This window comes from Chelatococcus sp. YT9, assembly GCF_018398315.1.
Taxonomy (GTDB): Bacteria; Pseudomonadota; Alphaproteobacteria; order Rhizobiales; family Beijerinckiaceae; genus Chelatococcus.
On sequence record NZ_JAHBRW010000001.1, the window covers coordinates 3091174 to 3117993 of the forward strand.

Annotated in this window: 16 protein-coding genes; 6 read left to right on the forward strand and 10 right to left on the reverse strand. The window is 64.1% G+C overall.

Features of this window, described 5'->3' with window-relative positions:
- Nucleotides 1-75 precede the first annotated feature (75 nt).
- Entirely contained in the window at nucleotides 76-1254 is a 1179-nt protein-coding gene (gene uxuA, locus KIO76_RS14190; RefSeq protein ID WP_213323874.1) for a mannonate dehydratase, read from the forward strand.
- Nucleotides 1255-1354: 100 nt separating this feature from the next.
- On the opposite strand, the gene KIO76_RS14195 is transcribed toward uxuA, so the two are convergent.
- Nucleotides 1355-2821: a mannose-1-phosphate guanylyltransferase/mannose-6-phosphate isomerase gene (locus KIO76_RS14195; protein ID WP_213323875.1), complete on the reverse strand. Its 1467-nt coding sequence runs from the start codon at nucleotides 2819-2821 to the stop codon at nucleotides 1355-1357.
- Nucleotides 2822-2852: 31 nt separating this feature from the next.
- A complete protein-coding gene (locus tag KIO76_RS14200; protein ID WP_249729599.1) occupies nucleotides 2853-3824 on the reverse strand; it encodes a hypothetical protein in 972 nt (323 codons plus the stop codon).
- 506 nt (nucleotides 3825-4330) lie between these two features.
- On the opposite strand from KIO76_RS14200, the gene KIO76_RS14205 reads away from it, so the two are divergent.
- The 3 genes from KIO76_RS14205 (at nucleotide 4331) to pbpC (ending at nucleotide 13270) form a co-directional block, all read left to right on the forward strand.
- Complete coding sequence (locus KIO76_RS14205; RefSeq protein ID WP_213323876.1) at nucleotides 4331-5479, forward strand: alpha-D-ribose 1-methylphosphonate 5-triphosphate diphosphatase; 1149 nt, start codon at nucleotides 4331-4333, stop codon at nucleotides 5477-5479.
- 325 nt (nucleotides 5480-5804) lie between these two features.
- On the forward strand, nucleotides 5805-11168 hold the full coding sequence (locus KIO76_RS14210) for an alpha-2-macroglobulin family protein (protein WP_213323877.1): 5364 nt from the start codon (nucleotides 5805-5807) through the stop codon (nucleotides 11166-11168).
- 5 nt (nucleotides 11169-11173) lie between these two features.
- Complete coding sequence (gene pbpC / locus KIO76_RS14215; RefSeq protein WP_213323878.1) at nucleotides 11174-13270, forward strand: penicillin-binding protein 1C; 2097 nt, start codon at nucleotides 11174-11176, stop codon at nucleotides 13268-13270.
- A gap of 19 nt (nucleotides 13271-13289) precedes the next feature.
- Here the strand turns inward: pbpC and KIO76_RS14220 are convergent, their stop codons facing one another.
- Together KIO76_RS14220 and KIO76_RS14225 are read right to left on the reverse strand one after the other, a co-directional pair.
- On the reverse strand, nucleotides 13290-13919 hold the full coding sequence (locus KIO76_RS14220; RefSeq protein ID WP_213323879.1) for an FMN-binding negative transcriptional regulator: 630 nt from the start codon (nucleotides 13917-13919) through the stop codon (nucleotides 13290-13292).
- 65 nt (nucleotides 13920-13984) lie between these two features.
- Nucleotides 13985-14848 (reverse strand): DMT family transporter, encoded by an 864-nt coding sequence (locus KIO76_RS14225; protein ID WP_213323880.1) that lies wholly within the window; start codon nucleotides 14846-14848, stop codon nucleotides 13985-13987.
- A gap of 107 nt (nucleotides 14849-14955) precedes the next feature.
- Here KIO76_RS14225 and KIO76_RS14230 point away from each other — a divergent pair, with 107 nt between their 5' ends.
- Complete coding sequence (locus tag KIO76_RS14230) at nucleotides 14956-16365, forward strand: aminotransferase-like domain-containing protein (protein WP_213323881.1); 1410 nt, start codon at nucleotides 14956-14958, stop codon at nucleotides 16363-16365.
- Nucleotides 16366-16701: 336 nt separating this feature from the next.
- Here the strand turns inward: KIO76_RS14230 and KIO76_RS14235 are convergent, their stop codons facing one another.
- Together KIO76_RS14235 and KIO76_RS14240 are read right to left on the reverse strand one after the other, a co-directional pair.
- Nucleotides 16702-18228, reverse strand: coding sequence for a DEAD/DEAH box helicase (locus KIO76_RS14235; RefSeq protein ID WP_213323882.1), 1527 nt, complete (start codon nucleotides 18226-18228; stop codon nucleotides 16702-16704).
- 223 nt (nucleotides 18229-18451) lie between these two features.
- A complete protein-coding gene (locus KIO76_RS14240) occupies nucleotides 18452-19597 on the reverse strand; it encodes an FUSC family protein (RefSeq protein WP_213323883.1) in 1146 nt (381 codons plus the stop codon).
- Nucleotides 19598-19861: 264 nt separating this feature from the next.
- On the opposite strand from KIO76_RS14240, the gene KIO76_RS14245 reads away from it, so the two are divergent.
- Nucleotides 19862-20458: a PRC-barrel domain-containing protein gene (locus tag KIO76_RS14245; protein ID WP_213323884.1), complete on the forward strand. Its 597-nt coding sequence runs from the start codon at nucleotides 19862-19864 to the stop codon at nucleotides 20456-20458.
- Between the two features lie 116 nt (nucleotides 20459-20574).
- On the opposite strand, the gene KIO76_RS14250 is transcribed toward KIO76_RS14245, so the two are convergent.
- Genes KIO76_RS14250 through KIO76_RS14265 form a run of 4 tightly spaced genes read right to left on the reverse strand, consistent with a single transcriptional unit; the run spans nucleotide 20575 to nucleotide 26704 of the window.
- Nucleotides 20575-21744: an ABC transporter permease gene (locus tag KIO76_RS14250; protein ID WP_213325265.1), complete on the reverse strand. Its 1170-nt coding sequence runs from the start codon at nucleotides 21742-21744 to the stop codon at nucleotides 20575-20577.
- 45 nt (nucleotides 21745-21789) lie between these two features.
- Complete coding sequence (locus KIO76_RS14255; RefSeq protein WP_213323885.1) at nucleotides 21790-22806, reverse strand: ABC transporter permease; 1017 nt, start codon at nucleotides 22804-22806, stop codon at nucleotides 21790-21792.
- A complete protein-coding gene (locus KIO76_RS14260) occupies nucleotides 22803-24806 on the reverse strand; it encodes an ABC transporter substrate-binding protein (protein WP_249729600.1) in 2004 nt (667 codons plus the stop codon). Before KIO76_RS14260 ends, KIO76_RS14255 begins: the two co-directional genes overlap by 4 nt.
- Nucleotides 24803-26704: an ABC transporter ATP-binding protein gene (locus KIO76_RS14265; protein WP_213323886.1), complete on the reverse strand. Its 1902-nt coding sequence runs from the start codon at nucleotides 26702-26704 to the stop codon at nucleotides 24803-24805. The genes KIO76_RS14260 and KIO76_RS14265 overlap by 4 nt, the downstream gene beginning before the upstream one ends.
- Between the last annotated feature and the right edge of the window lie 116 nt (nucleotides 26705-26820).

Here is a 26820-nt window from a genome sequence, read left to right on the forward strand (position 1 = left end):
GACCGGTGAGATCAGCGTGCGGGGTGGCGCCGATCAGGCGCGCCGAACGATCGTGGCAGGTGAAGGAGGCGACAGGTGGAACAGACATGGCGGTGGTTCGGGCCTCAGGACCCGGTGGAATTGTCCCATGCGCGGCAGGCGGGCGCGACCGGTATCGTGTCGGCGCTCCATCACATTCCCGCTGACCAGCCGTGGACCGATGAGGAGGTCGCCAAGCGCAAGGCGACCATCACGGAGGCCGGGCTCACCTGGTCCGTGGTTGAGAGTATCCCGGTCCATGATGCCATCAAGACCAACAGTGCCGATCGCAGGCGTTATATCGATGCCTGGATCGCGTCGTTGCGCGCGGTAGCGCGCGCTGGCGTGAAGACCATCTGCTACAACTTCATGCCGGTCGTCGACTGGACGCGCACGGATCTCATGTATCCCGTGCCGCTGGGTGGTTATGCGCTGCGGTTCGATATCATCGATTTCGCGGCTTATGATGTTTTCATTCTGGAACGTCCGAATGCCGAAAGCTCCTATGACCCGGAGGTGCTCGCTTCGGCCAGGGCCCGTTTTGACGCGCTGCTGCCGAGCGAGCGGGACGCTCTCGAGGGTAATGTGATTGCCGGTTTGCCTGGCGCGGATTTCCATCACGACCGCGCCGGCATGCGCCGCCTGCTTGCCGCCTATGACGGCATTACGCCGGATGACCTCCGGGCCCATCTCGTCAGTTTTCTCGCCGAAGTCGTTCCTGTCGCCGAGGAAGAAGGAGCGCGGCTCTGCATCCATCCCGATGATCCGCCATTCTCGCTCTTTGGCCTGCCCCGTGTCGTCTCGACCGCAGCTGACGCGCGCGCCATTCTCGCCGGGGTCGAGTCCAGCGCCAATGGCCTGACGTTCTGTGTCGGCTCCTACGGGGCGCGGGAGGATAACGACCTTGTCGCGATGGTTGACGAATTTGCACCGCGGATTCATTTCGCGCATCTGCGCAACGTCAAGCGCGAGGCGCCGAAGACCTTCCACGAGGCCGAGCATCTCGGCGGCTCATCCGATATGGTCGGCGTTGTCGCGGCCTTGATGAGAGAAGAGCGTCGCCGGCGGGCCGAGGGCCGCTCCGACGCCGAGATCCCGATGCGGCCCGACCACGGCCACCTGCTGATCGATGACATCGGCAAGCGCACGAACCCCGGCTACTCTTGCATCGGCCGCCTGAAGGGTCTGGCCGAGCTGCGCGGTGTCATGGCCGCCATCGATGCGGGGCATGCCTGATCGGGGCACGCGCGAAACGGTGTGAAATCTCGGCAAAGGCTTCATGGTTCTCCTTCCCGGCGGGTGAAGCCGGCCGGGAAGGGCACCGACAGCGTTGCTGTCAGCGGTTATCCTCGCCCACCTCATTGGCCCTGTCGACGCGGGCGTAGACATCCTCGATGCGCACGATGTCGTCCTCGCCGAGGTAGGGACCTGACTGAACCTCGATCAGGTTCAGCGGAACCTTGCCTGGGTTCTCCAGACGGTGCACGCAGCCGAGCGGCAGGAAGATCGATTCATTCTCCCGGAGCAGCAGTTCCTCGGCGTCCCGCGTGACGAGGGCAGTGCCATTGACCACCACCCAGTGCTCGGCACGGTGGTAATGCTTCTGCAGGGATAGCTTGGCTCCCGGCTTTACGGTGATGCGCTTGACCTGGAAGCGCTCGCCCATGTGCAGCGACTGATAATAGCCCCAGGGACGATGGACACGGGGCGTCTGAGTCGCTGCTTCGTGTCCGTCTTTCTTCAACCGTTCGACGAGAAGCTTCACGTCCTGATCGCGATCGCGACGCGTGACGAGCACGACGTCGGGGGTCGCCACGACGACCAGATCCTCAACGCCGAGCGCCGCAACGAGCTGGCCCTCGCCGCGGAGGTAGGAGCCTTGCACGTCCTCCGCGACAACGTCCCCCGCGATGACGTTGCCGGCTGCGTCCTGCGCGCCGATTTCCCATAGCGCCGACCAGCTGCCGACATCCGCCCAGCCGCAATCGGCCGGCACGACCACAGCCTTGTCGGTCTTCTCCATCACGGCATAGTCGATGGAGATCGACGGCGAGGCGCGGAAGGCGTCGTTATCGAGACGCAGGAAGTCCATATCGCTCTTGGCCCTGACGAGAGCCTCGCGGCTGGCGGCCAGGATGTCCGGCGCGAGCACGGCGAGATCGTCGAGGAAGGACTTTGCCGGAAGGAGGAAGATACCGCTGTTCCAGAAATAGTCTCCACCCGCCACATAGGCGGCGGCGGTGGTGGCATCCGGCTTCTCGCGGAAGGCGGCCACGGCGTGGGCGCCTGGCGACTGAGGCAATGCCGCGCCGATATGGATGTAGCCATAGCCGGTGGCGGGCGCCGTCGGCTTGATGCCGAACAGGACGAGCTTGCCCGCGTCGGCGGCGGCGACGCCCGTCTCCACCGCCTTCAGGAAGGCCTTGGGATCAGAGACCACGTGGTCGGCGGGCATCAGCAGGATGATGGCGTCGGGGTCTTCGTTCACGGCGATCAGGGCGGCGGTTGCCGCGGCCGGGGCCGTGTTGCGTCCGACGGGCTCCAGCACGATCGTCGCATCCTCGATGCCAAGGCCACGCAGCTGCTCGGCGATGACGAAACGATGTTCCGCATTGGCGATGACAACGGGAGCCATGAAGGTGGAGCGATCCTCCACGCGGCGCGCGGTCTCCTGCAGCATGGTCCTGTCGCTGGCAAGCGGCAGGAGCTGCTTGGGATAAGCCTCGCGGGACAGGGGCCAAAGACGGGTCCCCGTGCCGCCGGACAAGAGGACCGGCATGATGCGAGGTTTTGATAATGCCATGAAAGGGGGCGCTCCCATTTCGTTCGTCATGTCAGAAGCGGTACCATAAACCACTGACGAGTCCACGTTCGAGCGGTGCACTCTTGCCAGCAATTGTGGCGACACCGGCAATCTGCAGGGACCAGTCGTCGGCGAAATCCCAAACTGCGCCAACCTGTACTTTATGATAACGCGTCCCGCTCAATAGCCCCAGCGCGGAGCCGCTCGCAAGTGAGTTCGTTGCCAGAACGTTGAACGATTGTGCCAGCAAGAGCCATTTTGGCAGAGGCCGAATGCCGAGGGTGAGGTCAAAACGGATCTCGTCGCTGGCGGCGCCGCTGCGCAGGCGGTAGGCGGCTTGGGCGTCCACAAAGGATGGCCAGGTCCCCAGCATGAATGACTTCCCGACGAGGATGCGCGCATCGGCATATTTGTCCGTGCAGCAGACCTCCGCAGGGTTTAGCGGATTGGTGGGGCCGGGGAAGCCCGCGATGGCCTGGGCGGATACGATCCAGCCGTCAAGGTCGAGAAGGCGATAGCGGGCACCGATGTCGGTATAGCCCAGACCGGTGTACTGCGCCGGTTCGGGCCCCGCTACGCGCGTAGAAAGAAGCGACGGCGAGACGATTGCGGTTAAGCTGTCGGTAACACCGTATTCGATGAAGGCGGTGGCCTCGAACTTCCGATAGTCCGGACCACGGATGGTCCGGCCCTGCGCGTCGAAATAGCGGTCTGCCTTCAAAAAGGTGCCCGTGACGATCGCCTGGCCCTTGCCCGCCGGGAGTGTCCACGCGCCCGCCTGGGCTGTGCGGCTGGCAAACAGCAGCAACGCCACGAGGAGCGCCACCGCAAGAAACCCGGCGAGGCGCAAGACCTGTGGCCAGCCGCAGTAGTAGTCATGCGTGCCGACCCGGGAAATGGTCCGTGCTGTCGCCTTGACGTCGATCGCCCGACCAAGGGGAAGGCGCGCCGAGCTTCCAGTCGTGGTCCGACCGTTCAACCGCGCCGTTCGCTTGTTGCCCATGGTTTTCGGGCTCAGGGCACGTCAAAATGGCAGTTGCGCGATTGAGGTCGCACGGCCGCAGCCAGTAAACGCTCTGGCATCGAACAATATCTCCATGAAAAAATAAAGTTATCGGGTGGTAATGCGCCTGGAGGGGTGAAAATAACTGAGGGAAAAATTGGCGGGATGGAAACGAAAAGCGACTATTAAGACCTACATATAATGTGAGTGCCGTGCTCCGGGAAACGAACACAATTCTTATGTTGCATACGCGAAAAATATTCCAGTTTGCTGCTGATCCTTCGCGTCATAAGTGTCATCGAAGTTTCATCGCAAAGCGAATAGGTCAAGCTTAACGCAACCGCAAGTCCTGTCCAGCCCCGTGATCCGGCCGAGCAGGGGAGCGCCGGACAACCGCCACAGTTTCATGCGGACTCCGGAGGGCCGCAGCCGGTCACGCACCGGTCTACCTGGGCGAGGATCGCGAACTGGACAGGGGGCTCAAGACTTTGCATGAAAGATGGACCATGAACCAGAGCGCCCACATCATCGAAAATGCCCGGCTGGTCCTGCCGGACCAGGTGCTCGAGTCCGGGTGGCTCGCGGCCCATGATGGCGTCATCGTCGATATGGGCGAGGGCAGGGCGCCGGAACGCGGAATCGATCTAGGCGGCGATTTCTTGCTGCCGGGATTTATCGAGCTGCACACGGATCATCTCGAGAGCCATTTCCATCCGCGGCCACGCGTGCGTTGGCACCCGCTGAGCGCTGTGATGGCTTATGATGCCCAGATCATCGCCGCCGGCGTGACCACCGTGTTCGATTCTCTGCGGGCCGGCTCCGACACAGAGGGAGGCATGCCCAACAGCGATCTGTGGACGCTCGCGCAGGCGCTCGACGAAGCCCGAGACGGCGGCTATCTGCGCGCCGAACACCGCACTCATCTCCGCTGCGAGATTGCCACCCTCGACGTCATCGACGAGGTGACGCGCTTTGCCGCTCGTTTTCCGATCCATGTCATTTCCCTGATGGATCACACCCCAGGCCAGCGGCAGTTTCGCGACGTCGAGCTGTGGAAGGTTTATTTCACCGGCAAGACCGCCCGCACCGAGGCCGAGGCAAATGCGGTGGTCGAGCGGCGCCTCGCGCTTCATCATGCGAACGCCTCACGGCATCGTCGCGAACTTGTCGCTTTTGCCCAGCAGCATGGCATCGCGCTCGCGAGCCACGATGATGCGACGGATGAGCATGTCGTCGAGTCGATTGCCGACGGCGTCGCCATTGCGGAATTCCCCACGACCCGCGAGGCTGCGGTGCGATCGCATGAAGCGGGCATCCGGGTGATGATGGGGGGGCCGAACGTCGTCCGCGGCGGGTCCCACTCTGGCAATATCGCTGCGGAGGACCTGGCGCGAGAGGGCCTGCTGGACATCCTGTCATCCGACTATGTGCCAGCCAGTCTCGCCATGGCGGTGTTCATGCTCGCCGAGCGCGTCGAGCGCATCAGCCTGCCTGAGGCGGTGCGGATGGTCACGCTCAGTCCCGCGCGCGCCGCCGGCCTCGACGACAGGGGCGCGATAGCGGTCGGCCAGCGGGCTGATTGCATTCAGGTGCATCTTGCCGGCAGCGTACCGATCGTGCGGCGGGTCTGGCGGCAGGGGAGGCAGGTTGTCTAGTGGCGCGGCGCTTGGCGCGGTGACGCCATCGGTATCCCATCGGCCATTCCAGACCTCAGCTAACGCAAAGTCCCGAAGTGAAGGGACGTTCGGACCAGGCCGAAGCGGCCGAAGGTCTAAACCGTCAGTACAGGTCCATCTGCAACGGACGTGCGGCTCCGAGGGCTTGTCCCTCATGGTCGCATGATCCGGATTTTTTGTTTCGGCCCTGTGTCTGATGCGACAGGAAGGGCCAGAGCTGCGTTGCGGTTTGCGGAGCGAGTGATAATTTCGCACGCGGTACCAAGAGCCGCTGATCACCGGCCCTGATGCAGGGGAGCCTCATATGACGACATCGTTCCAGGATGGGCTTGGTAAAACCGGGCTGGCTGGTCTGATCGTGGCGCTCGGACTTGCATGTGCTCCCGCGGGCCAGGCATTTGCGCAGGCAGCCCCTCCCTCCCGGCCGGTCAATCCGCCAGCGGTGACCGCACCGGCACCGCAGCCGGCGCCAGCGCCCGCCCGCAAGACCTATAACCGGGACGATCTCGCAAGCTCCGCCGTCCGCCTCGAGGCTGAGATCAAGCGGGAGGTCGCGCCGCCCGCGACCTCGGCGCCGACGGTCCCGCCGGGTGCCCAGGCACCCCGCCCGCCGCAGCCCGACCGCCTGCGCCAGGACGCCCAGGCTGCGCTCGGCCGGGGAGATAGCGTGCGCGCGCTCGCGCTCTATGGGAATCTCATCGCCCTCCAGCCCAACAATGTCGCGGCATGGCTTGGCTATTCCGCCGCAGCGGCGCAGGCCAAGGGCGCCAATTATTCGGAGAACCAGGACTATCGACGGCGCGCCTTGGGGGCGGCCTATGCCGCTTACCAGAAGGCCACCACCGCCGCTCAGGAAGGTACCGCGCTGGCCGATCTGGGCGCGCTGTTCGCGCAATATCGTCAGTGGCGCGCGGCGATCGACACCTACCGGTCGAGCCTGGCATCCGCGGATGTTCCGGCCCGCCGCAGCATCTATGACAATCTCGTCGCGGCCCACGGCTTCCGCCTGGTCGACTACTCGACGGATTCGGATTCGGCGACGCCGCGCGCCTGCTTCCAGTTCTCGGAGCCCCTGCAGCAAGGCAAGGTTGACTTCACGCCCTATGTCGCCATCACCGGGGCAGCGAATGCGGCCGTCACGGGCGAGGGGAACCAGATTTGCGTGGATGGGCTGAAGCATGGCGAGCGCTATGCCGTCGTCATCCGCCGCGGCCTGCCTTCGGCGATCGATGGCGAGGTGCTGCAAAAGAATGCTGACTACGAGCTCTACGTGAAGGATCGCAGTCCGCAGGTGCGCTTCACCGGCCGCAACTATGTCCTCCCGCGGACTGGCCAGCAGGGCATTCCGGTCGTTTCCGTAAACACCGCGAAGATTGATATCGAAGTGCTGCGTGTCGGCGACCGTTCTCTGCTGCCGACCGTCCGTTCGGATGACTTTCTCAGTCAGATCAGCCGCTACACCGCCGATAGCTATGCGGACGACAAGGGCCAGCGGGTCTGGCGCGGCACTCTCGACGTCGCCAATACGCTCAACAAGGATGTCATCACGGCCTTCCCCGTCATGGAAGCGCTCGGCAACAAGCTGGAGCCCGGCGTCTATCTCATGACGGCGTCCGCCTCCGGCGGTCCGAAGGGTGACGGCGACTATGAGCTGAAGGCGACCCAGTGGTTCGTGGTGTCGGATCTGGGCATGACTGCCATCTCCGGCAATGGCGGCATGGATATTATGCTGCGCTCGCTTGGCAGCGCCGCCCCGCTCGACGGCGTCGAGGTCCGATTGCTCGCCCGCAATAATGATGTCCTGGCGATAGAGAAGAGCGACACGCAGGGCCGCGTGCGCTTCCCCGCAGGGCTCGCGCGCGGTACGGGCGGCCAGGCACCCGGCCTCGTCGTCGCGTCAACTGCCGCAGGGGACTACAATTTCCTCGACCTCGGCCAGAGCCCGTTCGATCTCAGTGATCGCGGTGTGAAGGGCCGGCGCGCGGCCGGTGCGCTCGACGCGATGGTGTTCACCGAGCGGGGTGTCTATCGCACCGGCGAGACCGTTTATGTCACGGCGCTGCTGCGTGACGGCAAGGGCGTAGCCGCACCCAACCTGCCGGTGACGCTGGTGGCACGGCGTCCCGATGGCGTTGAATACCGCCGTTCGTTGGTGGCTGACCAGGGTGAGGGAGGGCGCGCGTGGTCGCTGCCGATTCTGGGGGGCGCGATGCGCGGCACTTGGCGTCTGCAGGCCTTTGCCGATCCCAAGGGGCAGGCTATCGGCGAGACCAGCTTCCTCGTGGAAGATTACGTGCCTGAGCGGATCGACGTGACCCTGACGCCGAGCCAGAAAGCGCTTGCGGCCGGCGAACCCGCCAGCATCGCTGTCGATGCACGCTATCTCTATGGCGCGCCGGGCGCTGATCTTGATGTGAGCGGCGAAGTTTCGGTCACGGCCAGCGAGACACCGGCAATTCCTGGACTTGAGGGCTTCACGATCGGCCTTGCCGACGAAGAGTTCACCGCGGTGACGACCGAGATCGAGCAACATTTCACCACGAACGCGCAGGGGCGCGTGGTGGTTGAGGTGCCGATCGGCGAAATCACCGCGCCACGTCCGGTCGAGGCGAAGATCACGCTGCGTGTCGGCGAGACCGGCGGTCGAGCGGTGGAGCGCAGCGTGACGCTGCCGATCCTGCCGGAGGGCAATGTCATTGGCGCGCGCAAGCTGTTCACGGAACTGGCCGAGGGTGGCACCGCGTCCTTCGATGTTGTGATGGCGACTCCGACCGGCGAGCGCCTGTCCGGCGGCGTGCAATGGAATCTCTATCGTTTGGACCGCGACTACCAGTGGTACAACAACGACGGCCGCTGGTCCTATGAGACGGTGACGCGCACGCGCCGGATGGCGGACGGCCGTGTGAATGTGGCGGCAGGGTCTGCGGGGCGGATAGCGACGCCCGTTGGTTGGGGAACCTACCGCCTGGAACTCACCTCCACTCAGCCTGACGTGCAGCCCACCAGCGTCACCTTCAGCGTTGGCTGGGGTGGCGAGCAGACGGCGGATTCGCCCGACCGGCTGGACGTGACACTCGACAAGGCCGCCTTCAACAGCGGCGACGAGATGACAGTGACGATGCGCCCCCGTTTTGCCGGCAAGGCGACCGTCGCTGTCGTCAGCGACCATGTGCTGGAAGAGCGGCTCGTCGACGTCACGCCGGACGGCACCACAGTGAAGCTGCCGGTTGGTACGGATTGGGGCGCGGGCGCTTATCTCGTCGCCTTCGCACACAGGCCGCTCGATGAAGCGGCCAAGCGTATGCCGGGCCGGGCGTTGGGGCTTGCATGGTTCTCGGTGGACGCGGCCGCGCGCAGCCTGAACGTCGATCTCGGCGCTCCCGCCGCCATGCGACCCCGCGAGACGCTGCGCCTGCCGATCAAGGTGGCCGGCGCAGTGGCGGGCGAGAAAGCCTATGTGACGGTGGCGGCTGTCGACGTCGGCATTCTCAATCTTACGCGTTATGCCGCGCCGCGCCCCGGCGATTATTTCTTCGGCCAGCGGCAACTCGGCGCTGAGATCCGCGATCTCTACGGCTTCCTGATCGACGGTATGCAGGGCACGCGCGGCGCCATCCGGTCCGGTGGTGATGGCGGAGCCTCCGAGACCTTCGGTTCGCCGCCCGCGCAGGAGCCGGTCTCCCTCTATTCGGGCGTTGTCGAGGTCGGGGCCGACGGCACGGCCGAGGTCGCGTTCGATATCCCGGATTTCAACGGCACGCTCCGTGTCATGGCGACGGCCTGGACCAAGAGCCGCGTCGGGCAGGCCAGCGCCGATGTCATCGTGCGCGATCCCGTCGTGATGGTGGGGACCCTGCCGCGCTTCCTCAACATCGGGGACAACTCGCGTTTTGCCATCGATATCAACAATGTCGAAGGCGAGGCGGGCGCCTACAAGCTCACCCTCAGCGCGAACGGCCCCGTTGCCATCCCTGCCAGCCAGCGTGAGCGCAGCCTGCAGCTTGCCAAAGGCGCCCGGCAGAGCCTCTCCATCCCCATCACTGGCGCGAGCGTCGGCATAGCAACGATCGAGGCACGCCTGACAGGCCCCGGTTTCGACGGTCCGCAGACGTTCCGGATCGGTGTGCAGCCAGGGCGTCCGCCTCTGATCAACAGGACTGTACGGCCGCTGCCCGCGCAGGCATCCGTGCGCCTGACGCCTGACCTGTTCGCGGACCTTCTGCCAGGCACGGGCCTGGCCTCGATCAGCGTCTCGCCAATGACAGCGCTCGATGTGCCAGCGCTCCTCGCCTCGCTTGATCGCTTCCCTTACGGCTGCACGGAACAAACCGTGAGCCGCGCGTTGCCGCTGCTCTATGTCAACGCGCTGTCCGCCGCGAATGCACTGCCGACTGACACGAATCTGGATGAGCGCATACGCACGTCGATCGAACGTGTGCTGGCGCGCCAGGATTCAAACGGCTCGTTCGGGCTGTGGGGCGTGGGCGGGGATGACATCTGGCTCGATTCCTACGTCACCGACTTCTTGACGCGGGCCCGCGAGGGGGGCTTCGTGGTGCCGCAGATCGGTTTCGATCTGGCGCTGGACCGGCTGCGCAACTACGTCGCCAATCAGGACTTTACGAGCGGTTCTGGCGAAGGCCTTGCCTATGCGGTCTATGTCCTCGCGCGCAATGGCCGCTCAGTGATGGGCGACCTGCGTTATCTCGCGGACGTCCGTATCAAGGACTTCGGCTCGCCGCTCGCGCAAAGCCAGATTGCTGCGGCGCTGGCGCTCCTCGGCGATCGTGGACGGGCCCAGACGGCCTTCACGACGGCCGTGTCCGCGCTCGGCGTTGTGGCCGATAAACCCACCTCGCGTCCGGACTACGGCTCGCGGCTGCGCGACGGCGCGGCTGTCTTGACATTGGCGGCGGAAGCCGGTGCGCAAGCGCTGGACATCATGGCGGTTGGCCGGGTGGTCGAAGATGCGCGCGCCAAGCGCAGCTATATCTCGACCCAGGAAGAAGCCTGGATGGTGCTGGCAGCCGAAGCGCTCACCAAGCGTGCCGAAGGCATCCGCCTTGCGGTCAATGGAGCGGCGCATTCCGGCGCGCTATACCGCAACCTCCGCGCGGACGCGCTCGAGGGCGCGGGCTTCACCGTAGCCAACGCGGGTTCCACCCCCTTGCAGATGGTCGTCAGCGTCGCGGGCAATCCCTCGACCCCGGAGCCGGCCGCGTCCCAGGGCTATCGGATCGAGCGCAACTATTACAAGCTCGACGGCACCCAGGTGGATGCCACCCGCGTGAACCAGAACGACCGTCTCGTCGTAACGCTCAAGGTGACCGAGACGGAAGCCGCCTTCGCGCGTCTTCTGCTCGTCGACTATCTGCCAGCCGGATTTGAGATCGACAATCCCAATCTGGTGGATTCCGGTTCTGTCGCAGGGCTCGACTGGCTGAAGCGTGACGTGGAGCCGAGCCATACCGAGTATCGCGACGATCGTTTCGTCGCGGCTTTCGACCGGGATGGTAGCAAGGCAGCCTTCTTCACCGTGGCCTATATGGTGCGTGCGGTGTCGCCAGGCAGCTACATCCATCCGCCCGCCCTCGTCGAGGACATGTACAGGCCAGAGCGGTTCGGGCGGGGCGATTTCGGCAAAGTCGAGGTTACGGCGGTGCGGTGAGCGCCATGCGTCGGCATCTTCGTCCCCTCATCTTTGGCCTCGGCGGCCTCGCGGCTGCCGGGTTTGTCGCGGGCGCCGCCCTGCTCTGGCATTATGTCGTTGCGCTGGGACCCCTCGATCTGTCGGTCGCGGATCTCAGGTCGACGGAGGTGCGCGATCGCGACGGCCGCCTGTTGCGGGCTTTCACGACCAAGGAGGGTCGTTGGCGTCTCCCGGTGAAGACCGAGGAGGTCGATCCGCGCTTTTTGGCGTTGCTGACGCTTTATGAAGACAAGCGTTTCGAGAGCCACCCCGGCATCGATGGTCTCGCGCTGGTCCGGGCGGTTGGGCAGCTTGTCTGGAACGGCCGGGTCGTGTCCGGCGCTTCGACATTGACGATGCAGGTCGCACGGCTGCTCGAGCCGCGTGCGGAACGCACGCTCGATGCCAAGTTGAGACAGGCCGTCCGCGCCGTCGAACTCGAGCGTCGCTTGGCCAAAAGCGAGATCTTGTCGCTCTATCTCAGCCTTGCGCCCTATGGCGGCAATCTGGAAGGCCTCAGGGCGGCGAGCTTCGCTTATTTCGCCAAGGAGCCCAAACGTCTGTCGCTTGCCGAGCGGGCGCTCTTGGTCGCGCTGCCGCAATCACCCGAGACGCGCCGGCCGGATCGCTTCCCGGAGGCGGCACGTGCGGCTCGTTCGCGTGTGCTGGCCCGCGCGCTGGAAGCGGGGTTCATTTCCGAGGCCGAGGCCGAGGCTGCCGAGCGGGCGCCGATCCCCGAGACGCGCCAGCCGCTGCCCATGCTTGCGGCCCATGCCGCGGAACAGGCCGTCCGCGACGATCCCGAAGCCAGGACCATTCGCCTCACCATCGACGGCCGCCTGCAACGCAGCCTCGAGGGCCTGGCGCGCGAGAGCGCCGAGCGCGTCGGCACCGGCGTTTCCGCCGCAATTATCGCCATTGACAATGCGACGGGAGAAATCCGCGCGCAGGTTGGCGCGCCCGATTATTTCTCGCGGGACCGCGCCGGTTCCGTGGACGCCACGCTCGCCATACGCTCGCCCGGCTCCGCCCTTAAGCCCTTCATCTATGCCTTCGCCTTCGACAACGGCATTGCGCATCCGGAGACCGTGCTGGATGACCGTCGTGTCCGCTTCGGAACCTATGCGCCCGAGAATTTCGATCTCGCCTTCCAGGGAACGGTGACGGCGCGCCGCGCCCTTCAACAATCGCTCAACATGCCGGCGGTGGAATTGCTCGATGTGCTGGGCTCGGTGAAGTTCCTCGCGCGCTTGCGCAGCGCCGGTGCCGACATCGTCCTGCCTAAGGACGAGACCGGCCCGCCGGGCCTTGCGGTCGCCCTCGGTGGTCTTGGCATCCGGCTCACCGACATGGCACGTCTCTATGCCGGGCTCGCCCGGGGTGGCGAAATGCCTCCGCTTGTGCGTCGTCTCGACCGGCCGGCGGAGGCACGGCGTGACCAGCCGCTGACGACGCCGGTCGCCGCGTGGTATGTCGCCGACATCCTGCGCGGTGCGCCGCCGCCGGACAACGCGGTTCCTGGTCGTATCGCCTTCAAGACCGGGACATCCTACGGCTACCGCGATGCCTGGGCCATCGGGTTCGACCGGCTGACCACCATCGCCGTGTGGCTGGGGCGGCCGGACGGGGCCTCCGTATCCGGGCTCGTTGCGCGCAGCACCGCGGCGCCCGTCCTGTTCGATGCATTCGCGCGGCTTGATCGTGCGCCGGAGCCGATCCCGGCGCCGCCCAATGTCCTGTTCGCCTCGACCGCCACGCTACCGCCGCCGCTGCGCCATTTGCGGCAGGACCAGCCGAAGACGATCGCTGCGACCGCGACCGCACCCCTGCGTATTGCTTATCCGCCTAATGGCGCGCGCGTTGACCTAGGCTTGCGCGCGAATGCCGACGAGGTTTCCGCGCTATCGCTGAAAGCGAGTGGCGGCGTGCTGCCGCTGACTTGGCTGGTGAACGGCGCCCCCGTGTCTGAGGCGATCCTGCGACGCCAGACAAGCTGGCAGCCGGATGGGCAAGGCTTCGCGCATGTCTCGGTCATCGACGCCAAAGGCGCGAGCGACAGTGTAACGGTGCGGTTGGAGTAACCACCCGCGCGAACGCCGGTTAGCGGTGACGCGGAATGAGCTTTGAGACAGCCTGCTCGCCCGCATCGCTGCTGGAGCGCAGGCCTTCCGCCACGCCCTCGCGATCGTCGGCGTTCCGGTTCTGGCTCATCTTGCGCTTGCCTTCGATGCGGCTGATCGGGAGCCGGAGGCCGACGATCCCCTTAAGCTGCGCCTTGATGAAGGCTTCCGGCGCGTCCGTCACGCTCCAGGGCACGGCGCGACGCTGCTCGTGGAGGTTCGTGAGGCGCGTGACCGCCTCGAGCAGTCGCGTTTCGTCATCAAAGAACTCGGGCTGTCCGTAGGCGTGCACCGCCACATAGTTCCAGGTCGGCACGACTTTGCCGTGCTCCTGCTTCGAGGGATACCAGGAGGGTGTCACATAAGCGTCCGGCCCTGAGAAGATGACGAGCGCTTCACCGCTGGCGGGCAATTTCCACTGGGGGTTGGCCTTGGCGAGATGGCCATGAAGCACGCCATATTCCCCTTCGCTCTCATCGAGAATGAGGGGCAGCGGGGTCGCGATCAGGCCCTCGGAGGTCGCGGTCACGAGCGTAGAGAGGCGGGCCTCCCGCATGATATGGCGCAGTTCCACCGGATCATCTTCACGGAATGCAGGTGGCACGTACATCGGCTTGCCCCTCGACTGGCTTGTCACCCTTTAAGCACAGCAAATCCGCAACAGACGGACTTGCTTCATCTGGCGAACTTGCGCGCACCAGCCACGCACAGGATCACCGCGATTGTCACCACGAGCATCATCCCGCTCACCGGCTCGTGCAGAAGCGTGGCGGCGAGCGCCAGGCCGAAGAACGGCTGCAGGAGCTGCAACTGGCCTACAGCGGCTATGCCGCCCTGCGCCAGTCCTCGATACCAGAAGACGAAGCCGATCAACATGCTGAACAGTGACACATAGGCCAGCCCGAGCCATGCAGGGCCTTCTATGCCGGACAGGGTCGGTGGCACATAGATGATCGCCAGCACAATCATGATCGGCAGCGACAATGCGAGCGCCCAGGAGATCACCTGCCAGCCGCCGAGTCTGCGGGATAACTTCGCGCCTTCCGCATAGCCAAGTCCGCAAACGATGATCGCCGCCAGCATGAGCAGATCTCCCACGGGCGAGGCGGCGATGCCCTGTGTGGCGGCAAAGCCTGCGACAACGGCACTGCCCAAGATCGAGAAAATCCAGAACGCCGGCTTTGGCCGCTCACCCCCTCGGATGACAGCAAAGATCGCCGTGGCGAGCGGCAGAAGGCCGACGAACACGATCGAATGGGCCGATGTCACATGCTGCAGCGCAAGGGCGGTGAGCAGCGGGAAGCCGACCACGACGCCAACGGCGACTATGGCGAGGGAGATCAGATCCTCCCGCGAGGGACGCCGCTCCTTGAAAATGATCAGCAGACAGAGCGCCAGAACGCCAGCGATGGCCGCCCGGGCAACTGTCAGGAAAACAGGATCGAACTGCATCACCGCCACGCGGGTGGCAGGCAGCGACCCGCTGAAAATCACCACGCCAACGAGCCCATTGATCCATCCACGCGCCGTTCGGTCCATCCTGAACTCTCTCGATTACCGGACCCTTATCGGTTCTCGGCACTGGCGCCGCCAGCGACAATCCAGTACGGTTTGGACAAACTGTTATGGCAGGAGACCCAGTACGGATGGACGAGCGCGCAGCAGGGCTCACGCGGGTGGCAATGGTGATGGCGACGATCCGGCAGCGCATCGCCGCACGCAGCTTGACACCGGGCGCGAAGTTGCCCTCGATCCGGGGACTTGCGGGAACATTGAAGGTCTCAGCGTCGACAGTTGTTGATGCCTACGAGCGCCTGGTGGCCGAGGGTGTGATCCACCCAAGGCCTGGGTCAGGCTTCTATGTCGCTAGCCAGACGGCGCCGCTATCCCTTGCTGAAATCGGCCCGAAGCTTGACCGCGCAGTCGATCCCTTCTGGATTTCAAGGCAGTCGCTCGAAGCGGGGGGCGACGGTCTCACGCCGGGCTGCGGGTGGCTCCCGCCAGCGTGGCTTCCCGAGGAGAGCCTCAGGCGCGCCCTGCGCTCGCTCTCCCGCGCGGAGAATACGGCCTTGGCCGATTACAGTCCGCCGCTTGGCCTCAAGCCGCTGCGCCAGCTGATTGTGCGTCGCATGGCAGAGCACGGCATAGAGGCCTCTCCGGACCAGGTCATGCTGGCTGATTCCGGGACCCAGGCGATCGATCTCTTATGTCGCTTCCTCATTGAACCAGGCGATACGGTGCTGGTCGATGACCCCTGCTACTTCAACTTCCATGCGCTCTTGCGGGCGCACCGGGCGCGGATTGTCAGCGTGCCCTATACGCCCTTGGGCCCGGATATCGAACTCTTCGCCCAGGCGCTCGCCGAGCACCGGCCGCGGCTCTACATCACCAATTCGGCGATCCATAATCCGACGGGCGCCATGCTGTCGCCCATGGTCGCCCACAAGGTGTTGAAGCTCGCTGATCAATTCGCTTTGACAATCATCGAGGATGACATCTTCGCCGATTTCGAGCATACGCCAGCACCGCGCCTTGCGGCCTTCGACGGGCTGGACCGCGTTATCCATATCGGCAGTTTCTCAAAGACGCTGTCCGCATCGGCACGGTGCGGCTTTGTCGCGACACGACGAGACTGGATCGAGGGTTTGACCGATCTCAAGATTGCCACGTCGTTCGGCGGCGGGCGGCTCAATGCCGAATTGGTTCTGCGCGTTTTGAGCGATGGCAGCTATCGCAAGCATGTGGAAGGCCTGCGTAGCCGCCTCGCAAGGGCGAGGTTCGAGGTTGCGACGAAACTGAGAGAACTCGACATCATCCCGTGGATAGAACCGCAAGCCGGCATGTTCCTATGGGCGCGTTTGCCGGAGGGCCTGGACGCGGCCGAGGTCGCGCGCGCGGCCCTGGCGAGGAATGTCGTGCTGGCACCGGGGAACGCGTTCAGCCTGTCGCAATCCGCGACCGGATTCCTGAGGTTCAACGTCTCGCAGACGCGGGACGACCGCATCTTCGCCGTCTTGCGCGGCGTCCTCACGGAGCCCCGGGGTGGAGGTGCTTAGCCCAAGCCAATTCCGCTCTTATTGAAGCGGTGAACTCTACCGTCATTGGCCGGGCTTGCCCGGCCATCCCGATCAGTGGGTCTCGGTCTTTCCGATCGGGATCCCCGGCATATAGGGCCGGGAATGACACGAGGGAGCCGTCGCGTTCTTCCTCCCCGCAGGGAGGGTGGCCTCGCGCGAGCGAGACCGGGTGGAGGCGCGGCAGGAGACCGTGTCCCCTGGCAGCACGCGTTGCCTTCTTCCGTCGGGACGGGTCAGGTGGACCCAACCCGGCGCGTGCGGCGCCACCCTCCCTGAGAGGGAGAGATCGGCGCGCCAATCGATCGGCGTAGTGCTCTACGACTGGGCGCTGCGCGACGCGGGGCCTTTGTAGCGCGGACGGCGCGGGCGGCCGGCCGGCGCGCCGTTGGGGCCCCCGTCACGACCGCCGGACCGGTTGGCGAAGCCGCCCTGGCCGTTTCCGCTGTGCCGCTCATGGCCGCTGCCGCGGTGGGCCTCGCCGCCCGCACCATGTCCGTGCCCGCGGCGGTCTCCGTGCCCATGCGGCTGGGATACCCCGTGGCCGGCGTGATTGCGGTTCTCCGCGCCACGGCCTTCGCCGCCATGGCTGCTGCGGCCTCCGTGATGACCACCATGGGCATTCTGCGGTCGGCCGCGACCACCATTGTTGCCGCCATTGCCGCCCTGACGCTTGGTCTGGGGCTTTGCCGAGAAAAGCTCCAGCGGCGTCGACTGGTCGGCGCGGCCATCGGTGGCTGGGATCTTCTGGCGCGTCAGCTTCTCGATGTCGCGCAGGTAAGCGCGTTCCTCGGCGTCACAGAACGAGATCGCGGACCCTTCGGCGCCTGCGCGGGCCGTGCGGCCGATGCGGTGAACATAGGATTCCGGCACATTCGGCAGGTCGAAATTGATGACGTGAGTCACGCCATCAACGTCGATTCCGCGCGCTGCGATATCTGTCGCCACAAGGATCGGCGTGCGGCCGGAGCGAAACTCGGCCAGGGCCTTTTCACGCTGTCCCTGGCTCTTGTTGCCGTGGATGGCCGCAGAGCGGACACCGTCCTGCTCCAGATGCCTCACGATACGATCGGCGCCATGCTTGGTGCGCGCGAAGACGAGCGTGCGGCCCTTGACCACCTCGCGCAGCGTCTTCGCGAGCAGATTGCGCTTGTGCGCCGCCTCGACGAAGATCACCTGCTGCTCGACACGCTCGGCCGTGGTGGCGACGGGTGTCACCGAGACCTTGACGGGGTCCTTCAGGAACTCGGCCGCAAGCGCACCGATCTCCTTCGGCATGGTCGCGGAGAAGAACAGGTTCTGCCGGGTCTTGGGCAAGCCGGGAAGTATCCGACGGATCGCGTGGATGAAGCCCATGTCAAGCATCTGGTCGGCTTCATCGAGGACGAAGACCTCGACGCTTGCGAGATTGACCGCACGCCCGTCGAGATGGTCGATCAGCCGTCCGGGTGTCGCGACGAGCACATCCACGCCCTGTGCGAGCTGCATGGCCTGGGGACGGATGCCAACGCCTCCGAAACATACCGCGATCGTGAGACCGAGGTGCTTGCCGTAGGTGCGGAAGCTGTCGGCGATCTGGCTGGCGAGCTCGCGCGTCGGGCTTAGCACGAGCGCCCGGCAGGCATGGCGTCGGCGCGGCTGCTTGTTGGCTGCGAGCCTGTTCAGGATGGGTAGAGCGAAGGCGGCGGTCTTGCCGGTGCCCGTCTGGGCGATGCCGAGAAGATCATGGCCTTCGAGGAGATGGGGAATGCTCTGTGCCTGGATGGGTGTCGGGGTGTGGTAGCCTTCGTCTTCTAAGGCCTTGAGTAGAGGCTGGGCAAGGCCCAAGTCTTTGAACGTCGTCAATCGATAGTCTTTCCAAAACAACACGCCGACACTGCCAGCCGACGGGCTGCAGGTCGCGAGCGCGGGACATGAACGCCCCGCGTGATTGGGCTGTTCGGTGAGGTGTGGACTGTCGGCGGGCGACGATGGCGTCGTCACTCACGCTGCCGATGGCATAGCGCCCACACCGGCGCCATTGAACTGGTGCGAATGGTTCCAAAAGTCAAGCAGAATGGCGGACCCTTCATGGAGCATCGTCTCTCGTCGCGGATAAGCGTGGCGCTTTTGTCGCGTTCTCCCGCACCGCGGCTTCTCTCTGCGCGAGGGCGCCGCGGTAGAAGCCAGACGGCACGCTGACATAGCGTTGCAGCGGCAGTGGCCAGTTTCTCGGGCTGGTGATGAAGGCGATCGTCAGCGCGATCGTCCCACCCAGCGCGGTCGCGAACAGCCGATGGAGGGCTGCCAGAGGTCCCGGTTGATGTTCCAGCGTCAGCACGAAGACGATGGTCGCGGTGATGGCCACAGTGAAAAGGATGTAGCGACTGCGCTGAAGACCATAGGCAAGCCAGGCCGTCACCACTGTAAGGACCAGCATGACCACATCGGGCAGCTGCATCAGGCTGATCACTGTTGCAAGCCCGGCGCCCACCAGCGTGCCGACGAGACGCTCGATGCCGCGTGTCCGCGTGGCCCGCAGCTGCGGGCGCAGGACGATGAAGGCTGTCATCGCTGCCCAGTAACCGTAAGGCAAGCCCATCCAATGCACGACGGCGAGGGCAATGGCGACCGACAGTCCGGCGCGCGCCGCATGACGCACGGTTGGCAGCCGGCCATGACGCGCCAGCCGCAAGCTCTTGCGGATACGCCTGATGCTATGGTGAGCACCGGATGGCGGCGGACCGCCGCTGACCCTCCAACCTATCAGCACGAGACAGAACTGCAGAAGCCCGCCCGCGAAGACAAGGCCGGCGCGGCTCGCGGCTCCCGCGATATCGGCAGGGAAATATCCGGCCACAAACAACGCGATTGACCACTGCAGGATGATCCACCAGGCGCCGAACTCGATCGTTGCGAATATCGCGCAAGCCGCGGCCCACAGGACCGCGGTCAGGATGAAGAGCAGCTCATGATTGCCAACCTGCGAGCCGACGAATGTCGAAACGGCTATTCCTATCGCAGCGAGGAGCATGGGGGCCCAGCGATAGTCCGTGAAGGCATGCACGGAGCCAAAACCGACCGCCAGGGCTCCTCCGGTGAGGATGCTCGCGGCGATCACCTCACCGCTCAGCACGCCAAAGGCCAAGGTGATGATCAGCGCCGGCATGCACAACAGCGCAGACCTTCCCTCAAAGGGGATCGAACGGAGTTTGCCGAAAGCAGCGTCCAACATGCCTCTTCATTACTTCGCCTGTGCCTGAACTGTAAGAGCCCTGTGATCGCCGTCCCGAAAAGCAACGCTTAGGATTCCGACTGAGCGTAAGCGAGGCTTTAAGTAGTTCTGCTGCAATCGCGCCGCGACGAGGTGAATGGGAAATTATCCCTGTTGTAAAGTGCGAGTAGATTTTTGTTTGGCTCCGATGCATCGCAGGGAACCATCGATGATTTTTGTCGTTTTCCTTGCAAGACGATCAATTTGACAGAAGGAGAGGTAGCAATGATGATGAAGCGCGTAACGCTTGCTACGGCACTGCTGGCGGCTGTGGCTGCCGGTCCAGCTCTTGCTCAAAACGCCACCAACCCTTCCACGACGGCACCGGGTAGCAACCCGCCCGCAGCGGCGCCTGCAGCTCCGATGGTTCCTAACGCCACGACGAGCGCGCCGGCCGCGCCTGGAGCGGGCGCTGTGACCTATATTTCGCAGCAGACCGATAACCAGTTGCTGGGTTCCAAGCTTATCGGCGCCTCTGTGGTGGGCAACGAGGATGCGTCGATTGGCGAGATCGAAGATCTGCTGATTGCCAAGACGGGTGCTGTCGAAGGCGTTGTGGTCGGGGTCGGTGGTTTCCTGGGCTTGGGCCAGAAGAACGTCGCCGTTCCGATGACGGCGCTGCAGATGACCCCGGACGGCAATGCGGCGAACACGCCGAAGATCATGATCCGGGTCAGCAAGGCTGATTTGCAGAACGCCCCGGAGTTCAAGCGCGCGGACGATAACACCGATACGATGACAACGGGATCCACGAGGCCTGCGACTCCTGCGGCACCCGGGGGCCCCGCTGCACCTGGCGCCCCCGCTGCCCCGGCACGATAAGTTGCGACAAGCAGCAGCTCCCCGTTGGATCAGCTGCTGCTCTGAACATTCGATAATCTCCAGTCTGAACAGGAAGCCCGCCGCCACGGCGGGCTTCTTTTGTAAGGGCGTGGCGTTCAGTGATAGGGGTCCGCCGCGTCCCGAAGCCCATCACCCATGAAGTTGAAGGCGAGAACGACCAGCACGACCGGCAGGATCGGCCACAGGAGCCAAGGCTGAAGATTGACGGCGGCCAGGTTCTGCGCCTCGTTGAGCAGAACGCCCCAGCTCGTGATGGGCGGCCGCAGTCCGAGGCCGAGGAACGACAGCGCTGTCTCACCCAAGATCATCGACGGTATGGATAGGGTCGCAGAAGCGATCAGATGGCTCATGAAATTAGGGATGAGATGACGCGCGATGATGCGTCGCCGGGAGGCGCCCATCAGCACAGCCGCGCGCACGTATTCCTCCTCGCGCAGGGCCAGCAGCTTGGAGCGCACGGCACGCGCCAGTCCGGGCCAGTCGAGTAGTCCCAGGATGATGGTGATGCCGAAGAAGACGAGAAGCGGGCTCCAGTTCGCAGGCAAGGCAGCCGACAAGGCGAGCCACAGCGGCAGTTCGGGAAGCGATCGCAGGATCTCGATCATGCGTTGCACGACATTGTCCACCCATCCGCCGAGGTACCCTGCGATGCCTCCAAAAAACAGGCCGAGCGCGAAGGACACGGCAATGCCGACGATGCCGACCGTCAATGATATGCGCCCGCCATAGATGATGCGGGAGAAGATATCCCGGCCGAGCCTGTCTGTGCCTAGCAGGAAAAAGGTTCCTCCCTCGGGTGGGCAGACGAGATGCGCGCGCGCGTCAAACAAGCCCCAGAAGCTGTAACGCTCACCCCGGCAAAAGAAGCGCAGCGGCTGCGGCTTTGTGCGATCGACAACATAGTCTCGGGTGAAAGTGTCGAGATTGAATGTGAAGGAATAAGGATAGACGAACGGACCGACGAAGCTGCCCTCGTGGAAGAGATGGACGCCTTGCGGCGGCGCATAGAGGAAATTGCCGTTGCGCTGGTTTTGTCCGTAGGGCGCGATCAGCTCCACGAAAGGGATGCTGAGATAGAAGAACAAAAGCAGGATCGCCGAAGCGACCGCGAGCCGATGGCGCTTGAACTTCCACCAGATCAGCTTGAGCGAGGAGGCCTGATAGAAGCGTTCATCCTCGCCAGTGCCGGGATCGCTCAGGCCAGGCTCGAAGGGAGCCTTGTCGACGAAATGCGCTGTCGCACTTGCCCCTGCATCACGGGTCATCGTCATCGTCTACCTCGCGATGCGCACATCATTGTAGCCCGCATGTTATCGTTGTCCGAGCCGGATGCGCGGATCGAGCCACGCAAGCAACAGATCCGAAATCAGCATGCCCACGACGGTCAGCACGGCGACGAACATGAGAATGAAGCCGGCAAGGAACTGGTCCTGGGACTTGAGCGCGGCGAGCAGGATCGGGCCGACGGTCGGCAGGCTCATCACCAGAGACACGAGCACCGAGCCGGACACGAGGTGCGGCAGGAGATTGCCGATATCAGACACGAAGGGGTTGAGCGCCATGCGGAAGGGATATTTCAGCAGAGCTTTGGTCGGCGGCAAGCCTTTGGCCTTGGCGGTCACGTAATACTGCTTGCTCAACTCGTCGAGCAGATTGGCGCGCATGCGCCGGATCATCGCCGCGGTTCCAGACAGTCCGATGACCAGCGTCGGCACGATGAGGTGCTGGAGCAGGGACTTGATCTTGTCCGGCGTCCAAGGCTCGTTGGCATAACGTGAGTCATAGAGGCCGCCGATGGATATTCCAAACCACCGGTTCATATAATAAAGCAGTATCAGCGCGAGCAGGAAGCTCGGCATGGCGAGCCCAATATAGCCGAGCAGCGTGAAAGCATAGTCGCCGAGGGAATACTGCCGTCTCGCTGAATAAATCGCGATGGGAATGGCGACGATATGAACGAAGGCGACCGTTGCCAGGTTCAGCAACAATGTCAGCCAGAGTGCGTCACCGACAACCTCGTTGACCGGCTTGTCATATTCAAAAGACCATCCCCAGTCACCCTGCAGCAATCCGGAGTAGCCGTTGCTCCCCGGCATCGCGCCCATCCAGACGAGGTATTGCTCCCAGACGGGGCGGTCGAGACCATATTGCTTGATCAGGAAGTCGGCGCGCGCCGCTGCCCCCGCGTCGCCCTGGGAGCGCAGCTCGGCGATCTGGTTCGACAGGAAATCGCCCGGGGGCAGTTTGATGATGAAAAAGGTCAACGCACTGATGAGCAGTAGCGTCCCTACCATCGTGGCGAAGCGCTTCGTAAGAAAGACGATCATAATGCCTGCGCCACTCGACGCTCCGCTTTGTCCCAATACACTTCGTCAACGCGATAGATGCCGACCAGCGATGTCGGGTCCCAGCTATACAGCGCCTTTACAGGAAAATTCTTGAGGCCGTCACGGAGGATGATTGGCTGCAGCGCATCGGCCACCGTGCCGATCGACCATTGCTGATCAGCGTGGTTCGACAGCATCTCCTTCCAGATCTTGGCCTGTTCAGCCTCGTCGGCGGTGCTGAGCCAAGTTATGTAAAGCGTCAGCAGCCGTTGGGCTTCCTGGACGTCGCAAGCCTCACCGTTTTTGCCTTTGGTCTCGATATATTGTCCCCATTTCGGCCAAGCGAAATTATCCTGGAAGATGGGGGCTAGTTCCGACGGCAGCATTTCCGCGGTCGGTATAGCGTTGTCGAGACCAAATCCCGCCACCATCACCGGCAATCCGGCATAGGCGCGGTTGCGCAGCACGTTGATGTCCTGCGGCTTGATGAAGAGCCCCACGCCGATCTCGCGCCAGAACTCAACGAGAAGCTGGAGCGTGTCCACCGTCATCCCACCTTCGCCGTCGACTTCGACGACGATTTCGAGCGGCCGCCCGTCCGACAGCAGGCGCGTGCCGTCGCCGCGGCGTTCCGTGAGGCCGATCTCGTCGAGCAGCGCGTTGGCGGCCTCGGGATCGTAGATGCCGTAACGGGTGCGAAAATCCGGCTCGAACATCGCGGAGCCTTCACGGACCGTATTGTTGCCCTCCTGGCCCAATCCGAAGAAGATCGCGTTGTTGATCGTGTGACGGTCGATGCCGAGTGACAATGCCCTGCGGAAGCGCACGTCGCGATTGAGCTTACGCCAGACTGGATCGGAAACGGTCAGATTGGGGTAGAGCGCGACCTGGGATCCCCGCGCGATGGGCCAGAGGAGCGTGCGGTAGCCCTGCGCCTTCTCGCCTTCCTTCAACACGGGGATGTCGGGCATGGACAGGCCGCGCGCCAGGAAATCGACTTCGCCCGCATTGGCCTTGGCCGGGAACAGGCCAGCCGAGGCGATGTCGACGATGACCTTGTCCGTGTAAGGAAGTTGCTGTCCCGCCTCATCGACCCGATGATAATAAGGATTGCGCTGGAAGACAAAACGCGTCGCCGGGCTCGCATTCATGATCTTCCACGGGCCAAGCGTCGGAATGTCCGGGTTCGAGTTCTCGAACATGTCGTCCATACGGTTGTGCAACGCAGCCCAAGATTTGAGCTTGGCGCGGGCGGCTGCCTGCGCAAGTGCTTCCGCATCGGAGTATCTGCTGTGGAACTGCTTCATGTAATGCGCAGGCCGGTAGATCATAGGATCGCGCGGCAGCGCCAGTGTCGGCAGGAAGCGCGGGTTCGGCCTATGCCATTCGTAGCGCACAGTGACTTCATCGACGACCGTGAACGTCGGCAGCTGGCCGTCGATCATCATGAAGATCGGGGGACCGGCCGGGAAGAGCGCCTTGTTCAGCGCGGCATCCTCCCACCAGTAGCGGAAATCTTCGGCCGTGAACGGATGTCCGTCCGACCAGCGGTGACCGCGCCGCAGGTGCAATGTGATGACACGGTCATCCTGGTTGTCGACGGATTCCAGAATATCCGGGCGCAGGACGAGCTTCTCGTCATAGCCGACCAGGCGATTATAAGCGATCGCCGAGAAGTAACGCAGGTCGCGCGCCCGCGCCGCGAGCGTGATGATGTCGCCGCCCTGCTTTCCGATCTCCCGGCCCCGGGCCTTGAGATCCACAACGAGGGGCTGTTGCGGCAGGCGATCGGCGATCGGCGGCAGCTTGCCCTCTTCCACCAGTTTCTGAAAGAAGGGTGTCTCCACCCAATGGCTGGGCAGGGGCATGGTGGAGGGGCCAAGGGCCGACTGGGCCTGCGCGCCACGCGCAAGAAGGGCGAGGCTGGCCGCGCCGAGACCCGCCCTTGCGAATGCGCGGCGGGTCAGGGGGCGGTTGAGGCAGGGAGGTAGGCGTGTCATGCAGCCCTCCTTTCACCGGTCAGGTTCATCCGAACGCGATGGCCCGGTTCGATCTCGCGCATCGTGCTCGCGACGCCCGGCGCGAGCCGGAAAGGTTCCGGCCACTTCTCCGGATCCGAGAAGCGGTCCGAGCGCAGGGCGTTGAAATCGAGGGGATGGTCAAGGTCTGGGCTGGGCACGGCCGCGAGAAGAGCGCGGGTATAGGGGTGGGCCGGGTTGCGGAACAGCGATGCTTTCGGCGCCTCCTCGACGATATGGCCCCGGCACATCACGGCGATGGTGTCGGCGAGATAGTCGACGACTGCCAGGTTGTGGGAGACGAACAGGTAGGAGAGGCCGAGAGCGCTCTGGAGGTCCTTCAACAGATTGAGGATTTGCGCCTGCACCGAGACGTCGAGCGCTGATACGGGCTCGTCCAGCACGAGCACCCGCGGCGACAGGGCAAGAGCCCGGGCAATGCCGATGCGCTGGCGCTGCCCGCCTGAGAACGAATGAGGGTAACGCCTGAGATAGCGCTTATCGAGGCCGACGAGCTCCATCAGCATCTTCGCTTTGGCAAAACGCTCCTCGCTCGTCCCGATGCCGTGGATAACGAGCGGCTCTATCAGCGCCTCATAGACGGTCATGCGCGGGTTGAGCGACGAGAACGGGTCCTGAAAGACGATCTGGATCGCGCGACGGTAGGCGAAGAGATCATCGCCCTCCAACTTGCTGATATCGCGGGGACCATTGCCATCGTCGAAGAGCACGCGCCCTCCGTCAGGGTCGATCGCGCGCATGATGATCTTTGAGACTGTCGTCTTCCCGCAGCCGGATTCCCCCACGAGGCCGAGGGTTGTTCCCGATGGCAGCGCGAGGCTGACCTCGTCGATGGCGCGCAGGGTCTTCGTGCGGCCAGAGAACCAGCCGCTCCGCAGGGTGTAGGTCTTGCCAATGCCCTCGGCGATGAGAACCGGGCCCTTCGGCTGCGCACGGGCCAACTTCGGCGCCGCCTCGATGATGCCGGTCGATGCGACCTCACGGATCGGCGTCAGCCGCTCTCCGGGAGGCATGTCGAAGCGCGGCACCGCGCGCAGCAATGCCTTGAGATAGGGATGTTGCGGATCGCGGAACAACGCCTCGCGTGTGCCGGATTCCACGATTCGGCCGCGGTACATCACGGCAATGTCATCCGCCATATTGGCAACGATCCCAAGATCGTGGGTGATCAAGAGTATCGCCATGCCGGTCTCGGCCTGCAGCTCGCGCATCAGGTCAAGGATCTGGGCTTGGGTCGTCACGTCGAGCGCGGTCGTCGGCTCGTCGGCGATAAGGAGCGCGGGGCGGCAGATCAGTGCCATCGCGATCATCGCGCGTTGGCGCATGCCGCCGGAGAGCTCGAAAGGATACGTATCGAAGGTGCGCTCGGGATTCGGGAAGCCGACACGCTCGAACACGGCGATGGACAGGACCTTCGCTTCCGCGGCGGAGACCTTCTGATGCAGCATCACCGCTTCGCTGACCTGGTCACCGACCGTGTGCACCGGGGACAGCGAGGTCATCGGTTCCTGGAAGATCATCGCGATGCGGCCGCCACGCAGCGCCCGCATGGCTTCCGATTCCGGGTCAAGGCGTGCGATATCGATCGGCTTCTCGGCACCGTGATGGGGCGCCGGATCCCTGAACAGGATCTCGCCCGCGGTGACGTGTCCTGTTTTTGGGAGGATGCCGAGAATGGCCTGCGAGGTGACGGACTTGCCGGAACCCGACTCGCCGACCAGCGCAACCGTGCGTCCGGCCTCGATCGTCAGGGACACACCATCGAGCGCGCGAAAGGCGGCGTGGTCACCGGTGAAGGTGACCTCAAGACCGCGCACGGCGAGCAAAGGCCCGCTTCGCGGCTTGCCCGTCTTATCCATCACACCCACAGCTTCCCCTCCGACGCCCACGGCGATCTTATCAACACTAATCTATTACAGGAGTCTGTCACTTTATCGAGACGGACTTTGCGTGCGTTTTACGCAAAGGGCAGTCC

What these genes read in the sequence shown, in the direction of transcription:
- KIO76_RS14210 (WP_213323877.1), top strand. Translation starts at nt 5,805, where the DNA reads ATGACGACATCGTTCCAGGATGGGCTTGGTAAAACCGGGCTGGCTGGT.
- KIO76_RS14230 (WP_213323881.1), top strand. Translation starts at nt 14,956, where the DNA reads ATGGACGAGCGCGCAGCAGGGCTCACGCGGGTGGCAATGGTGATGGCG.
- KIO76_RS14260 (WP_249729600.1), bottom strand. Translation starts at nt 24,806, where the DNA reads ATGACACGCCTACCTCCCTGCCTCAACCGCCCCCTGACCCGCCGCGCA.
- pbpC (WP_213323878.1), top strand. Translation starts at nt 11,174, where the DNA reads ATGCGTCGGCATCTTCGTCCCCTCATCTTTGGCCTCGGCGGCCTCGCG.
- KIO76_RS14265 (WP_213323886.1), bottom strand. Translation starts at nt 26,704, where the DNA reads ATGGATAAGACGGGCAAGCCGCGAAGCGGGCCTTTGCTCGCCGTGCGC.
- KIO76_RS14225 (WP_213323880.1), bottom strand. Translation starts at nt 14,848, where the DNA reads ATGGACCGAACGGCGCGTGGATGGATCAATGGGCTCGTTGGCGTGGTG.
- KIO76_RS14200 (WP_249729599.1), bottom strand. Translation starts at nt 3,824, where the DNA reads ATGGGCAACAAGCGAACGGCGCGGTTGAACGGTCGGACCACGACTGGA.
- KIO76_RS14245 (WP_213323884.1), top strand. Translation starts at nt 19,862, where the DNA reads ATGATGATGAAGCGCGTAACGCTTGCTACGGCACTGCTGGCGGCTGTG.
- KIO76_RS14240 (WP_213323883.1), bottom strand. Translation starts at nt 19,597, where the DNA reads ATGTTGGACGCTGCTTTCGGCAAACTCCGTTCGATCCCCTTTGAGGGA.
- KIO76_RS14205 (WP_213323876.1), top strand. Translation starts at nt 4,331, where the DNA reads ATGAACCAGAGCGCCCACATCATCGAAAATGCCCGGCTGGTCCTGCCG.
- KIO76_RS14250 (WP_213325265.1), bottom strand. Translation starts at nt 21,744, where the DNA reads ATGACCCGTGATGCAGGGGCAAGTGCGACAGCGCATTTCGTCGACAAG.
- KIO76_RS14255 (WP_213323885.1), bottom strand. Translation starts at nt 22,806, where the DNA reads ATGATCGTCTTTCTTACGAAGCGCTTCGCCACGATGGTAGGGACGCTA.
- KIO76_RS14220 (WP_213323879.1), bottom strand. Translation starts at nt 13,919, where the DNA reads ATGTACGTGCCACCTGCATTCCGTGAAGATGATCCGGTGGAACTGCGC.
- KIO76_RS14195 (WP_213323875.1), bottom strand. Translation starts at nt 2,821, where the DNA reads ATGGCATTATCAAAACCTCGCATCATGCCGGTCCTCTTGTCCGGCGGC.